The sequence below is a fragment of the Achromobacter sp. Root170 genome, from assembly GCF_001428165.1.
Classification (GTDB): domain Bacteria; phylum Pseudomonadota; class Gammaproteobacteria; order Burkholderiales; family Burkholderiaceae_B; genus Achromobacter; species Achromobacter mucicolens.
Genome location: NZ_LMHN01000001.1, coordinates 538,270 through 551,694 on the forward strand (window position 1 = coordinate 538,270; position 13,425 = coordinate 551,694).

The 13,425-nt window shown below is 65.7% G+C and carries 12 protein-coding genes; 6 read left to right on the forward strand and 6 right to left on the reverse strand.

Translation table 11 applies throughout. The features are described 5' to 3' along the window. Positions 1 to 38 precede the first annotated feature (38 nt). From flgL to ASD87_RS02420, 6 genes are all read left to right on the forward strand, one after another. A complete protein-coding gene (gene flgL, locus ASD87_RS02395) occupies positions 39 to 1,298 on the forward strand; it encodes a flagellar hook-associated protein FlgL (protein WP_056316635.1) in 1,260 nt (419 codons plus the stop codon). 141 nt (positions 1,299 to 1,439) lie between these two features. Then, positions 1,440 to 3,299, forward strand: coding sequence for a methyl-accepting chemotaxis protein (locus ASD87_RS02400; RefSeq protein WP_056316638.1), 1,860 nt, complete (start codon positions 1,440 to 1,442; stop codon positions 3,297 to 3,299). 105 nt (positions 3,300 to 3,404) lie between these two features. Further along, positions 3,405 to 5,291 carry a methyl-accepting chemotaxis protein gene (locus ASD87_RS02405; protein ID WP_056316641.1) on the forward strand — a complete coding sequence of 629 codons (1,887 nt, stop codon included), beginning with the start codon at positions 3,405 to 3,407 and terminating at the stop codon, positions 5,289 to 5,291. Positions 5,292 to 5,320: 29 nt separating this feature from the next. Next, positions 5,321 to 5,788, forward strand: a complete 468-nt coding sequence (locus tag ASD87_RS02410) for a hypothetical protein (protein WP_056316644.1) — start codon at positions 5,321 to 5,323, stop codon at positions 5,786 to 5,788. Between the two features lie 135 nt (positions 5,789 to 5,923). Further along, positions 5,924 to 7,648 carry a methyl-accepting chemotaxis protein gene (locus tag ASD87_RS02415; protein ID WP_056316647.1) on the forward strand — a complete coding sequence of 575 codons (1,725 nt, stop codon included), beginning with the start codon at positions 5,924 to 5,926 and terminating at the stop codon, positions 7,646 to 7,648. A 333-nt stretch (positions 7,649 to 7,981) separates the two neighbouring features. Further along, the gene (locus ASD87_RS02420; protein WP_056316650.1) at positions 7,982 to 9,577 is read left to right on the forward strand and encodes a PAS domain-containing methyl-accepting chemotaxis protein; all 1,596 of its coding nucleotides are present in this window, start codon (positions 7,982 to 7,984) and stop codon (positions 9,575 to 9,577) included. 32 nt (positions 9,578 to 9,609) lie between these two features. Here the strand turns inward: ASD87_RS02420 and fliR are convergent, their stop codons facing one another. The 6 genes from fliR to fliM are packed head-to-tail and all read right to left on the reverse strand — an operon-like array spanning position 9,610 to position 13,424. After that, positions 9,610 to 10,398, reverse strand: coding sequence for a flagellar biosynthetic protein FliR (gene fliR / locus ASD87_RS02425; protein WP_056316653.1), 789 nt, complete (start codon positions 10,396 to 10,398; stop codon positions 9,610 to 9,612). A 34-nt stretch (positions 10,399 to 10,432) separates the two neighbouring features. Continuing rightward, positions 10,433 to 10,702, reverse strand: a complete 270-nt coding sequence (fliQ, locus tag ASD87_RS02430) for a flagellar biosynthesis protein FliQ (RefSeq protein WP_056316656.1) — start codon at positions 10,700 to 10,702, stop codon at positions 10,433 to 10,435. 18 nt (positions 10,703 to 10,720) lie between these two features. Continuing rightward, a complete protein-coding gene (gene fliP / locus ASD87_RS02435; protein ID WP_369818491.1) occupies positions 10,721 to 11,512 on the reverse strand; it encodes a flagellar type III secretion system pore protein FliP in 792 nt (263 codons plus the stop codon). A gap of 34 nt (positions 11,513 to 11,546) precedes the next feature. Then, positions 11,547 to 11,870, reverse strand: a complete 324-nt coding sequence (gene fliO / locus ASD87_RS02440) for a flagellar biosynthetic protein FliO (RefSeq protein WP_056316659.1) — start codon at positions 11,868 to 11,870, stop codon at positions 11,547 to 11,549. Positions 11,871 to 11,881: 11 nt separating this feature from the next. Next, positions 11,882 to 12,424, reverse strand: a complete 543-nt coding sequence (gene fliN / locus ASD87_RS02445; protein WP_056316662.1) for a flagellar motor switch protein FliN — start codon at positions 12,422 to 12,424, stop codon at positions 11,882 to 11,884. Next, on the reverse strand, positions 12,417 to 13,424 hold the full coding sequence (gene fliM, locus ASD87_RS02450) for a flagellar motor switch protein FliM (protein ID WP_056316666.1): 1,008 nt from the start codon (positions 13,422 to 13,424) through the stop codon (positions 12,417 to 12,419). The genes fliN and fliM overlap by 8 nt, the downstream gene beginning before the upstream one ends. Position 13,425: the final 1 nt, after the last annotated feature.

A 13,425-nucleotide genomic window follows, 5' to 3' on the forward strand; every position in this document is an offset into this window, starting at 1 on the left:
TTGACTGTGAATACTAGAAAGCATTTCGGAGCTGCACCATGCGTCTGAGCACCACGATGATGTACACGAACGGCCTGAGCGGCGTTCTCGCCCAGGAATCCGACATGAATCGCCTGGTGGAACAGGTTGGCAGCGGCCGCAAGTTCCTCACCCCCGCGGACGATCCGCTGGCGGCTTCCCTGTCGATCGGCGTCGCGCAGACGCAGAGCATGAACACGACGTACGGCCTGAACCGCAACACGGCCAAGACCAATCTTGGCCAGGAAGCCAACGTCCTGGACTCGATCACCACCGCCCTGCAGGACGTGCGCACGCGCGTCGTGCAGGCCGGTAACGGCACGTTTGCCGACAGCGACCGCCAGGCGCTGTCCACGGCGCTCAAGAGCGCGCGCGACGCGCTGCTGGGCCTTGCAAACAGCACCGACGGCAATGGCCAATATATGTTCTCGGGTTATGAAGGCAGCGTGGTGCCTTACGCCCAGGACGCGACGGGCAAGATCGTCTACAGCGGCGCCACCGGCGAGCGCACCGTGCAGGTCGACCAGTCGCGCCAGTTGTCCACCAGCGACCTGGGCAGCGACATCTTCAATCGCGCCAATCCGGGTTCGACGGCGTACGTGAGCACGGCGTCTGCGGCCAACGGCGGCACCGCGCAGTTCAGCACGGTCTCGGTCACGCCGGGCAACCCCAACATCGGCAAGAATTTCAGCCTGCAGTTCGAATCGGACCCCGCCACGGGCAACATGGGCTATCGCGTCATCACGACCGACCCGTCCGCCACCCCGCCTGTGCCGCCAGTGATCACGCCCGCGCCGCCGGCCGGTCCCACGGAATACAAGGAAGGCGCCAGCATCGACTTCGGCGGCGTCGCAGTGGTGGTCAAAGGCACGCCGCAAAATGGCGACGTGATCGATGTCGAGAGCATCCAATCGGCCGATGTGGATCTGTTCAACACCCTGGACAACCTCATCAAGGTCCTGGATTCGCCCATCGCGGGCGATGAAAAGGCGCTGGCGCGTCTGAACAACGAATTGGCGACGGCGAACAAGAAACTCGCGACCAACTACGACAACGTCCTGACCGTGGGCGCGTCGGTGGGCGCCCGCCTGAACGAGCTGGAGGCGCTGGACGCCACTGGCACGCAGAAGGGCCTGTCGTACTCGAAGTCGCTGTCGGATCTGGAAGACCTGGATTACTACGCGGGCGCCAGCCAGCTCGCGCTGCGGCAGGTGGCCTTGCAGGCGGCTTCGGCCGCTTTCATGACCATTCAGGGTTCCAGCCTGTTCAGCCGCAAGTGATGCGGTAGGTTTCAGCGCGGCGCGGCGTGTCCGCACCGCGACAGGCGCACTTTTCGGACGCTGCCGGCCAAGGGCCGGGGCGTCCGTAGTGCGTATAGGGTGGGTTGTGTCGTTCTTCGTTGCTTAACGCTCGGATATTTCATGCTTGGAAATTTGAAAGTTCGCACTTGTATCATTCTGGTGCTGTTGCTCTTCACGGGCGCCATGTTCATTTCGAACGGGGTGGCGTGGATGGGGTTGAACTCCGGCAGCGACAAGCTGGCACAGGTCAACGAAGCCTATGCCAACCAGGCGACGCAACTGCAGCGCGCCTACAGCACGTTCCTGCGCGGACGCCTGCTGCTTGCCAATTCGCTGATGGACATGCAGCAGGGCAAGACCGAACAGTCGACCTCGCAGGCCCAGCGCGCCGACGCGCTCATGGCCGATGGCCTGAAGTTGTTCGACGCCTTCCGCAAGGCGCCGCGCATGGCGGGTTCCGAAGAGATCGTGGCCAAGCTGGACGCCGCCTACAAGCAGTTCGATGACGTCTACCGCCGCCAGGCCGCCGCGCTGAAGAATCTGGCCATTCAAGACTACCTGGACCTGAACGACGCAGGCGGGGCTGCCAACACCGCGTTCCGCGAGGCCGTGAACAACGTGCTGCAGTTCACCGACACGCGCACCGACGAGCTCATCGCGCAGGCGGAAACGGATCACAACATTTCCCGCACCGTGACCATCGTGATGCTGGCCATCGCCCTGGTTCTGGCGCTGGGCTGCTGGATTTTCATCAACCGCACCGTCCTGCGTCCGCTGCATGAAGCCGGCGACCACTTCGAGAAGATTTCGGCCGGCGATTTCACGGGCCGCATCGAAGTGCGCAGCACCAACGAAATCGGTCACCTGTTCGGCGCCATCAAGCGCATGCAGGAAAGCCTGACGCGCACCGTGGCCTCGGTGCGCCGCGGTGTCGAAGAGATCAACCTGGGTGCGCGGGAAATCTCCGCGGGCAACACCGACCTGTCCAGCCGCACGGAGCAGCAGGCCGCTTCGCTGGAAGAGACCGCCGCCTCGATGGAAGAGCTGGCCTCGACCGTCAAGCAGAACGCGGACAATGCCCGCCAGGCCAACCAGCTGGCCGCCAGCGCGTCGGACGTGGCCGAGCGCGGTGGTTCGGCGGTGTCGGAAGTGGTCAACACAATGCAGGAGATCTCTGCCAGCTCGCGCAAGATCTCGGAGATCGTGTCGGTCATCGACGGCATTGCGTTCCAGACCAACATCCTGGCGCTGAACGCGGCGGTGGAAGCGGCCCGCGCGGGTGAGCAGGGCAAGGGCTTTGCGGTGGTGGCGGGCGAAGTGCGCTCGCTGGCGCAGCGCAGCGCGCAGGCCGCCAAGGAAATCAAGGGCCTGATCGAAGACTCCGTGACCAAGGTGGGCGCCGGTTCTCAGCAGGTCGAACGCGCCGGTTCCACGATGCAGGAAATCGTGGCGTCGGTGAAGCGCGTGACGGACATCATGGGCGAGATCTCGGCGGCGTCCGAAGAACAGTCCAGCGGCATCGACCAGGTCAACCGCGCGGTTTCGCAGATGGATGAAGTGACGCAGCAGAACGCGGCGCTGGTGGAAGAGGCCGCGGCCGCCGCCGGCTCGCTGCAGGAGCAGGCCCAGCGCCTGGCCGAAGCCGTGTCCGTGTTCAAGATCAACGCCGGCGAAGTGATCGAAGTGCCCGCGCGCCAGTTGGCGCAGCAGCGCAGCGCGCCGCTGATGGCCGCGCCCAAACCCGCACAGGAAGAACCCGCCAAGCCGGCCGCGCAGGCCGAGCCAGCGCCCGCGCCTAAGGCCGCGCCCGCACCGCGTTTGACGCAAGTGGCCCGGCCCAAGCCCGCGGGCGCGACCGCCGCGCGCCCGATGCGCCGGCCGGCAGCGCGCGCCGCGGACGCCGCGGACGCTCCTGCAGCCGCGCCCAAGCCCGCCACGCGCCGTCCGCCGCCCTCGGACGACGATTGGGAATCTTTCTGACGGTTGTAGTGGGCGTCAGTGCATTGAACAGGCAGTAGAGGAAAACCCCTTTTACGGCCCGGCGGCCACGAAAGCGCCGCCGGGACGGCTACCGGAACTACGGAAATGTTTAGCAATCTGAAGGTGCGCACCGGATTGATGCTGGCCCAGTTGGCAGTTGCCCTGGCCGCGCTCGTTGCCATTGTCCTGGGTTGGAACAGCATGCAGTCCAATACCCGGGCGATCGACGCCTTGGATTCTCTGAGCGTGCAGCAGAGCAATCTGATCAAGGATTCGTACACCCAGATGCTGCGCGCGACCGTGCGCGCCGACATTGCCGCTGCGCAACGCGCCGCGGGCGACACGAGCGGCGCCGCCGAGAACTCGCGCATCGTCCAGCAGTTGATCGCGGACTCCAAGAAGAAGATGGAGACCTTCAAGGCGATTCCGAAGGCCACCGACATCGGCCGCGCGTCGGAAGGCCAGCTGGTTTCCGCGTTCAACGGCTTTGCCGAGTCGCTGGAAAGCATGATGGCCGCCCTGGACAAGGGCGATGCCGCGACCTACCTGTCGCTCAAGAACACCAAGGCGGGCGCCGCCAGCGGCGCGTTCTTCAAGCAGCTCACCGACTTCTCCGCCAATATCAACAAGTACAGCCAAGAGATGTTGCAGACGTCGCGCGCGCATGCGTCGACGATGACCTACGTGTATATCGGCCTGGCACTACTGATCCTGGCCGTGTCGCTGGGCGCGTTCCTCTTCATGAACCGCGTCGTGCTGCGTCCGCTGCGCGCCGTGGGCGAGAGCTTCGACAAGATCGCCGCCGGCGACCTGACCGTGCGGGTGGATGTCAATTCCACTAACGAGGTCGGCGCGCTGATGGCGGCAGTCAAGCGCATGCAGGAAAGCCTGGCGCGGACCGTTTCCGCGGTGCGCCGTGGCGTGGACGAGATCAACGTCGGTTCGCGCGAGATCTCGGCGGGCAACACGGATCTGTCCAGCCGCACGGAAGAGCAGGCGGCCTCCCTGGAAGAGACCGCCGCATCGATGGAGCAGCTGGCTTCGACCGTCAAGCAGAATGCCGACAACGCCCGCCAGGCGAACCAGTTGGCAGCCAGCGCATCGGACGTGGCCGAGCGCGGCGGTTCGGCGGTGGCGGAAGTGGTCAGCACGATGGAAGGCATTTCGGCCAGTTCGCGCAAGATCTCGGAAATCGTGTCGGTCATCGACGGCATCGCGTTCCAGACCAACATCCTGGCGCTGAACGCCGCGGTGGAAGCGGCCCGCGCGGGCGAGCAGGGCAAGGGTTTCGCGGTGGTGGCGGGCGAAGTGCGTTCGCTCGCGCAGCGCAGCGCGCAGGCGGCCAAGGAAATCAAGGGCCTGATCGAGGACTCGGTCTCCAAGGTCGGGGCCGGGTCGCAGCAGGTCGAACGCGCCGGCGCCACGATGCAGGAGATCGTGGCCTCGGTGAAGCGCGTGACGGACATCATGGGCGAGATCTCGGCGGCGTCCGAAGAGCAGTCCAGCGGCATCGACCAGGTCAACCGCGCGGTTTCGCAGATGGACGAAGTGACGCAGCAGAACGCGGCGCTGGTGGAAGAGGCCGCTGCCGCCGCGGGTTCGCTGCAGGATCAGGCCCAGCGCCTGGCCGAAGCGGTGGCCGTGTTCAAGATCAATGCGGGCGAAGTCATCGAAGTGCCGGCGCGCCAGTTGGCCCAACAGCATCGGCCGGCCGCCCGCGTGGCGGCGCCGGAGGCTGCCGGGACACCCGCGCGGGCGCCCGAGCCTGCGTCGGCGCCCGCCGCGCCGGCAGCCAGGCCCGCCGCGGTGCGGCTGGCGCACAGCACGGCCACCAAGTCCGAGCCGGCCGCAGGCGCCTCGGCGGCGCGGCCGCCGCGCAGACCGGCGGCGACGCGCTCCGCGCCCGCCGCGAAGACCGACCCGAAGCCCGCATCCGCACCGGCCGCAAGCCGGCGGCAGGCGCCTTCGGACGACGATTGGGAATCTTTCTGACGCCGGGTAGACCGGCAAATAGGCAGGGTATGCGAGGTTATCTACATCTTCTGGCAGCGGCCGCGATTGCGGCCTTTGTCGCGGGTTGCGCGGCAACGGGTCATAACTTCGATCCGAGCAAGCTGTCGACCCTGACGCCCGGTCAGACGACGGTGGAAGAGGCCGCGCGCGCGCTGACCGCTCCGCCTGCCCAACAGTTCAAACAGAGCGACGGCACGGTGCTGATGCTCTGGTCCCACAAAATCACCTTTGTCGCCGACGGCCTGTACAGCCGCAAGGAAGCGCTGCTGCAGTTCGGCCCCGATGGCCGGCTGATGCGGCTCGTCGACAGCACCAATATTCTGCTGGAACCCTGGGAACGCCAGAAATTGTTGGGACCGGCCCCTGCGCCTGAGATCACTCAGGACTGGGCCCAACCGGCCGTGGCCCCCGAGGTGCAAACCATCTACATTCCGGGTCCGGGAGAACCGGCCGGTCTGGCGCCGCAGGGCAAGTAGCCCCGCAGTCCAGCAGAAGACATCGGGCCCCAAGCCCGATGTTCGTCGCCCTGAGTGCAAGCCCTGTGTAACAGGGCGTGTCCCACGGGTGGTTTTTCATTTGGTCAGAGCAGTTCCTGAGGGATGGGGAAATAAATGGAAGCGAGTCTCGAATCCGGCGCAAAGGCCGGCAAGGCGGGCAAGAAAAAAGCCGCGCGCGCACCCAAGGTCAAGCGCAAACTGAGGCTGCGCGATGCGCGCGTCGGCACGATGCTGCTGTGGGTGATGGCGTTTTTCGCGCTGCTGATCGCAGCAGTGGGGGGCTTGGCCGCCTACTTCCTGCAAAGCAACTATGAATCGATCCGAGAGGTCAATGCGCTGACCGAGCGCGCCAAGCAGGTCGAGATCATCAACAGCGACATGCTGCGTGCACGCGTTGGCCTGATGGTGGCCGCCCGTCACCTGCAGGAGTCCGGCTGGGGCAGCGGCGAGAATTCGGCGCGTGACGCGGCCGCCGCTCTCAAGGGTTCCACCGACCTCCTGACTGGCGTGCGCAGCCGCTTCGCCGATTTCCAGAAGAACATGCTCGAGGACGACACCGGCCGCCAGCTGTCGATGAACCTGGTGCGCCGCTATCGCTCGTACATCGACGACGGCGTGGACACGATGGTCGAAGCCCTGCGCAGCGAAGACTATTCGACGTTCTACATGGTGAACAACGAATACGGCACGCCGCGCAGCGCCGCCTTCATCGAGGCGATCGCCCAGTTCGACAAGTACATCGCCGATCAGCAGCGCGAGACGATCGATCAGGCCGAAGCGAACTTCAAGCTGGCCATGATCGCCGTGGGCATTGCCGTGGCGCTGGCCCTCTTGTTGATGGTGCTTGCCCGCATCCTGTTCGGCCGCCTGGTCGTGCGCCCCTTGGTCGAGGCCGGCCAGCACTTCGACAAGATCGCCGCCGGCGACCTGACGGGCCGCGTGGAAGTGCGTTCGCACAACGAAATCGGCCAGCTGTTCGCCGCCCTCAAGCGCATGCAGGAAAGCCTGACGCGCACGGTGTCGACGGTGCGCCGCGGCGTGGACGAGATCACGGTGGGCTCGCGCGAGATTTCCGCGGGCAACACGGATCTGTCCAGCCGCACGGAAGAGCAGGCCGCTTCGCTGGAAGAGACCGCTGCCTCGATGGAAGAGCTGGCCTCGACCGTGAAGCAGAACGCCGACAACGCGCGCCAAGCCAACCAGCTGGCGGCCAGCGCGTCGGACGTGGCCGAACGCGGCGGTTCCGCCGTGTCTGAAGTGGTCAACACCATGGAAGGCATTTCGGCCAGCTCGCGCAAGATTTCCGAGATTGTGTCGGTCATCGACGGCATCGCGTTCCAGACCAACATCCTGGCGCTGAACGCCGCGGTGGAAGCTGCGCGTGCCGGTGAACAGGGCAAGGGCTTCGCGGTGGTGGCGGGCGAAGTGCGCTCGCTGGCGCAGCGCAGCGCCCAGGCCGCCAAGGAAATCAAGGGTCTGATCGAGGACTCGGTCTCCAAGGTGGGCGCCGGTTCGCAGCAGGTGCAACGCGCCGGCGCGACCATGCAGGAAATCGTGGCGTCGGTGAAGCGCGTGACGGACATCATGGGCGAGATCTCGGCGGCGTCCGAGGAACAGTCCAGCGGCATCGACCAGGTGAACCGTGCGGTTTCGCAGATGGACGAAGTGACGCAGCAGAACGCGGCGCTGGTGGAAGAGGCCGCGGCCGCCGCCGGCTCACTGCAGGAGCAGGCCCAGCGCCTGGCCGAAGCGGTGGCCGTGTTCAAGATCAACGCGGGCGAAGTCATTGAAGTGCCTGCGCATCAGCTCGGCGGTTATGCCGCGCCGTCGCTGAACTGATCGTTGTTGTTCCGGGCCGCGCCCGATCCTGCACACGCGGGATCGGGCGCGGCTTTTTTTACGTCCGCAATGCCCGGATCCGGCAGGAATCGTTTGTCTTATTTCCAGCGGTTATAAGGATGTTGCTCGGGGTCATAAGCACGTTAAGTTTTCTGCTTTATGACCGTAAACATTGGCAACGCCTGATGCGTCAGGCCGAAAACACAGTGATCGATGGTGACCGGGGGATCGGGCGCCAGACGAAGCCGGCGGGAGTGCACCGTTGCCTCGCATCGCGTCCGTTGCATGCCGCTCAATCTGCTGTCGTATATGTTGTAAACCCGGAGACAAGCCGTGCGCGTCAACTTACCCGTCACCAATGTGGAAACCAAGCTGCGCGAGGATCAATACCTGATCTCGCGCACGGATACCAAGGGCCGCATCGTCTATGCCAACCCTGCGTTCGTCGATGTCAGCGGCTTCACGCGCGACGAACTCATCGGCAAGCCGCACAACATCGTGCGCCATCCCGACATGCCCCCGGAGGCCTACGCGGATCTTTGGGAGACCCTGGAGGCTGGCGAATCCTGGCTGGGGGTCGTCAAGAACCGTCGCAAGGATGGCGGCTTTTACTGGGTGCTGGCCAACGCCACGCCCATTGTCGAGAACGGCGAGGTCGTGGCTTATTCGTCGGTGCGCGTGCGCCCGTCGGAAGAGCAGGTCGAGATGGCCGAGGAACTTTATGCGCGCATGCGCGAGGGTACGGCCAGGGGCGTGCGCATCCTGCGCGGCCGCGCTGTGCGGGCCGGCTGGCGCCGCGGGCTGGACGTGCTGGCCTTTCCGTTCCGGTCCGGCGTGCGCAACCGCATGCTGCGCCACGCCACGCTGTCGGCCGGCTTCGTCGCCGTGGCCGGCGCGTATGGGTTGCACGCCAATTGGGACAGCCTGTCGCCGTGGGGCGCGGGGCTGGGTTGCGGCGCGATAGCGCTGGCCGTTGCCGCCATCTACGGCATGGGCTGGAGCCTGGCGCGTTCGCTCCTGGATCCGATGCTGGACGCGGCCAACATGGCGCGCCAGGTAGCGGCCGGCAATCTCACCACGCAGATCGTGCCCGAGTCGGATGACGAGGTAGGCAGCCTGAAGTTTTCGCTGGAAGTGATGCGCAAGAGCCTGATCGGCATCGCGCACGATGTGTACCGCGGCATCGAAGGCACGACGCACGCCGCCGTGCACATTGCCCGCGGCAACCAGGAGCTGGCCGGCCGCACTCAGGGGCAGGCGGCGTCGTTGCAGCAGACGGCCGCCAGCATGCAGCAGCTGACCTCGACCGTGCGTCAGAACGCCGACAACGCGCGGCAGGCGAACGACCTGGCCGCCAGCAGCATGGACGTCGCGCGGCGCGGCGGCGTGGCCGTGGGGCAGGTGGTCAACACCATGCACGGCATTTCAGACAGCTCGCGCAAGATCGCCGACATCGTCAGCATCATCGAAGGCATCGCCTTCCAGACCAACATCCTGGCGCTGAATGCGGCGGTGGAAGCGGCCCGGGCTGGCGAATCCGGCAAGGGCTTTGCGGTGGTGGCGGGCGAGGTGCGCAGCCTGGCGCAAAAGAGCGCGCAGGCGGCCAAGGAAGTGAAGTCGCTGATCGAAGACTCGGTCGATCGCGTGACGGAAGGCTCGGCACAGGCCGAACAGGCTGGCGCGACGATGCAGGAGATCGTGGACGCCGTGCACCGCGTCACGGCCATCATCAGCGAGATTTCGCGCGCCTCGCAGGAACAGTCGACCGGCATCGAGCAGGTGGACACCGCGGTCTCGCAGATGGACGTGATGACCGAGCAGAACACGGCGCTCGTGCAGGAGTTGGGCGGCGCGGTGACGCAGTTGGGCAATCAGTCGGGCGCGCTGCGCGAGACCATCCGCGTCTTCCGCGTGGTGGGCCAGCACTGAGCGGCTGGCGGCAGGGCCGCTCGCCGGCCCCGCTATCGTCCCGCCAGAGCGTCCACGACGCGGCTCGTCGCGGTCAGGCCCGATTCGAAGAGCGATTCCAGGAACGGGCCGGCGTGAGGCAGCACGATGGTCAACACCGTCACGCCGATGATGAGCGTGACGGGAAAGCCCACCGAGAACACGGAAAGCTGTTGGGCGGCGCGGTTCAGGATGCCCATCGCCAGGTTGATGGTGAGCAGCGCGCAGATCAGCGGCAGCGCCAGCAGCAGGCCCGACACGAACACCGTCTTGCCCCATTCGACGACCGTGCCCCAGCCATTCTGGTGCAGCTGGATCGTGGCAATCGGCAAGGTATCGAAGGACCGCACCAGGGCCGCCAGGACGAGAAGGTGGCCGTCCAGCGCCAGGAAGGTCAGCATCGCGACGATGTTGAACAGACGCGACAGCACGGCGGTGTTGGCGCCCGAGCTGGGATCGAAGAACGACGCGAACGACAGACCCATCTGCAGTCCCACGAATTCCCCCGCGGTCTGCACCGCCGCGAACACGATGCGCATCGTAAAGCCCATGGCGATGCCGATCAGCACCTGCTGCATCACCATCCACAGGCCCGCGTACGATCCGGGCGCCACCGGCGGCATGGCATCGAGCGCGGGCCCGATCGCCACGGCCAGCACGAAAGCCAGGCCAATCTTGACCTTGACGGGAATGAGCGATTCGGAGAACAGGGGCGCGGTGGCCACGAGCGCCAGGATACGCACGAACGGCCAGAGAAACTGGCCGACCCAGCCGTTGAGCTGCTCGAGCGTGAAAGAGAACATGGCGTGGCAACCCGTGTCCGGCGGCGGACGCCGCTCAGGACACCAGCATGGGGATCTGGCCGATGAGCTGCCGGATGTAGTCGACCATGACGCCGATCAGCCACGGGCCCAGCAGCACCAGCACGCCGCACATGGCCAGCAGCTTCGGAATGAACGACAGCGTCATTTCGTTGATCTGCGTGGCGGCCTGGAAAATGCTGATGACCAGACCCACCACCAGCGTGACCAGGAGCAGGGGACCGGCCATCGCCAGGACGACCTTCATCGCCTGGTAGGTCATGGTCATGACGGTTTCGGCAGTCATGGCGATCTCCTTGCGGCGTTACTGGTAGAAGCTCTGGGCAAGCGAGCCCATGAGCAGGTTCCAGCCGTCGGCCAGCACGAACAGCATCAGCTTGAACGGCAGCGCCACGGTGACGGGGGGCACCATCATCATGCCCAGCGCCATCAGGACGCTGGCAACCACCAGGTCGATGATGAGGAAGGGAATGAAGATCGTGAACCCGATCTGGAAGGCGGTTTTCAGTTCGCTGGTGATGAAGGCCGGGACCAGGATGCGCATCGGCACCTGCGAGGGGTCTTCCAGCGCCGGCTGTTTGGCCAGGTTGGCGAACAGCGACAGGTCGTTCTCGCGCGTCTGGTGCAGCATGAACGTGCGCAGGGGACCGGCGGCGCGTTCGACCGCGGCCTCGAACTGGATCGTCCCTTCGGACAAGGGCTTGTAGGCGTCGGTGTAGATCTTGTCGAACACCGGCGACATCGTATAGAAGGTCAGGAACAGCGCCAGGCCGATCAGCACGTGGTTGGGCGGCGACATCGCGGTGCCCATCGCGCTTCGCAGCAGGCCCAGCACGATGATGATGCGCGTGAAGCCCGTCATCATCAGCAGCGCCGCCGGCAGGAAGGACAGCGACGTCATCAGCAGCATGGTCTGCATGCTGAGCGAGTACGTCTGCGAGCCATCCGCGCCCGGCGTGGCCGTCAGCGCGGGCAGCGTGGCCTGGGCCACGACGCCGGCCGGGAAGAAGGCCAGGCCCAGCACCGCGGCGGCGGCCAGCATGGGCAGCGCGCGCTGGCCGGCGCGTGCGAATGTCGTGCGGGTAGGCAAACTCATGGGTATCGCTTGAATCGCGCCGGGGCGTTGTGCCTTAGCGGCGCTTGAGTGCCTGGCCCAGCTTGGCCGCAAAGGCGGCCGTGGGCAAAGGCGAACCCTCCGGCAACTGGCCGGCGGGCAGGGTATGCAGGGTGGTGAGCTGGTTCGGGCCAACGCCCACCACCAGCCAGGTGTCTTCGATCTCGACGACTACGACGCTTTGGCGCGGACCGACCGGCAGGCTGGCAACCTGGCGCAGCAGATTGCCGCCGCCGCGTTGCACCAGTCCGGCGCGCTTGGCAAGCCACGCCGAGACCAGGATGGCGGCCACCACCAGCACGAGGCCGACGATGACGCGCAGCAGAGCAGGTTCGGTCATGGCGCCAGGGTTCAACGACGGTTGTTCAAGCGGTTGATCCGCTCGGACGGGGTGATGATGTCGGTCAGGCGGATGCCGTACTTTTCTTCGACGACCACGACTTCGCCCTGGGCGATCAGGTAGCCGTTGACGAAGATGTCCATCGGCTCGCCGGCCAGGCCGTCGAGTTCGACCACGGAGCCCTGGCCCAGCTGGAGCAGGTTCTTGATGGTCAGGCGGGTGCGGCCCAGCTCGACCGTCAACTGGACGGGAACGTCCATGATGAGGTCGATGTCGGTGCCTTGGCCGGACGTGGCGCCGGCCAGCGGCTTGAACACCGATTGCGCCGCGGATTGCGCGGGCGCAGCGGGTGCGGCGGCCGGGGCCGGGGCGGCGGGCGCGGGGGCAGCCGCCGCCGGCGTGGCGGCCTGTTCCGCCATCGCGGCGGCCCAGTCGTCCTGCGGCTTCAGACCGTCGGCTTGCGTGGGCGGGTTGGCGCGGGATTGTTCGGCGAGCGCGTCGGCCCAGTCGTCGGCCGGGGACGAGCCAGTGCCGGGCTCGTTCTTGTCAGTCATGGTCAGAGGCCTCGTTGGGTTCTGTATCGTGGGTAAACAGGTTTTGTACGCGCAGGGCGTATTGGCCGTTGAAGACGCCGTATCCGCATTCCATCAGCGGCACGCCGTCGACGTGGGCGATGACGGTTTCGGGCACGTCCACCGGAAGGATGTCGCCGACCTTCAGGCTCATCAGTTCGCGGATCGACGACGGGATGCGGGCAAATTCCGCGACCACGTCGATGTCGGCGCTGCGCACCTGGCGCGACAGCTGCTGCGACCAGCGCTGATCCACTTCCTCGAGCGTCGTTTCCTGCAACGGGCGTGTCAGCAGATCGCGCACCGGCTCGATCATCGAGTAGGGCAGGCAGATGTTCAGGTCGCCGCCGGTCGCGCCGAATTCAATGTGGAACGAGGAGACGACCACCACTTCGTTGTTGCCGGTGATGCTGGCGAACTTGGTGTGCATCTCCGAACGGACGTACTCGAACTCGATCGGATAGACCGGATCCCAGGACTTGCCGTAGCTTTCCAGGGTCAGGTTGAGCAGGCGCCGGATGATGCGCTGTTCGGTGGTGGTGAAGTCCCGGCCTTCGACCCGCGTGTGATAGCGGCCATCGCCGCCGAACAGGCTGTCGATGACCAGGAACACCAGATTCGGGTCGTAGGTGAAGAGCGCCGTGCCGCGCAGCGGCTTCATCTGAATCATGTTCAGATTGCTGGGAACCGGCAGGTTGCGCTCGAAGTCCGCGTACTTCTGGATCTTGATCGAGCCGACGGTGATGTCGGCGCTGCGGCGCATGAAGTTCAGCAGAACGTTGCGCATGTTGCGCGCAAAGCGTTCGTTGATGAGCTCCAGCGTCTGCATGCGGCGGCGTACGACGCGCTCGGGCGAGCTCAAGTCGTAGGCGCGCGCGCCGGCGTTCTGGCCGTCGGATTCCTTTTTACTATCGCTCTCGCCGGTGACGCCGGCCAGCAGCGCATCGACTTCGTCCTGCGAAAGAAACGCCTCGTAGGCCATG

Bases quoted from the DNA above. Each gene is read 5' to 3' on its own strand.
- fliQ (WP_056316656.1), bottom strand. From the start codon at position 10,702: ATGACTGCCGAAACCGTCATGACCATGACCTACCAGGCGATGAAGGTC.
- ASD87_RS02400 (WP_056316638.1), top strand. From the start codon at position 1,440: ATGCTTGGAAATTTGAAAGTTCGCACTTGTATCATTCTGGTGCTGTTG.
- fliN (WP_056316662.1), bottom strand. From the start codon at position 12,424: ATGACTGACAAGAACGAGCCCGGCACTGGCTCGTCCCCGGCCGACGAC.
- fliM (WP_056316666.1), bottom strand. From the start codon at position 13,424: ATGGCCTACGAGGCGTTTCTTTCGCAGGACGAAGTCGATGCGCTGCTG.
- ASD87_RS02405 (WP_056316641.1), top strand. From the start codon at position 3,405: ATGTTTAGCAATCTGAAGGTGCGCACCGGATTGATGCTGGCCCAGTTG.
- fliP (WP_369818491.1), bottom strand. From the start codon at position 11,512: ATGAGTTTGCCTACCCGCACGACATTCGCACGCGCCGGCCAGCGCGCG.
- fliR (WP_056316653.1), bottom strand. From the start codon at position 10,398: ATGTTCTCTTTCACGCTCGAGCAGCTCAACGGCTGGGTCGGCCAGTTT.
- ASD87_RS02415 (WP_056316647.1), top strand. From the start codon at position 5,924: ATGGAAGCGAGTCTCGAATCCGGCGCAAAGGCCGGCAAGGCGGGCAAG.
- flgL (WP_056316635.1), top strand. From the start codon at position 39: ATGCGTCTGAGCACCACGATGATGTACACGAACGGCCTGAGCGGCGTT.
- ASD87_RS02410 (WP_056316644.1), top strand. From the start codon at position 5,321: ATGCGAGGTTATCTACATCTTCTGGCAGCGGCCGCGATTGCGGCCTTT.
- fliO (WP_056316659.1), bottom strand. From the start codon at position 11,870: ATGACCGAACCTGCTCTGCTGCGCGTCATCGTCGGCCTCGTGCTGGTG.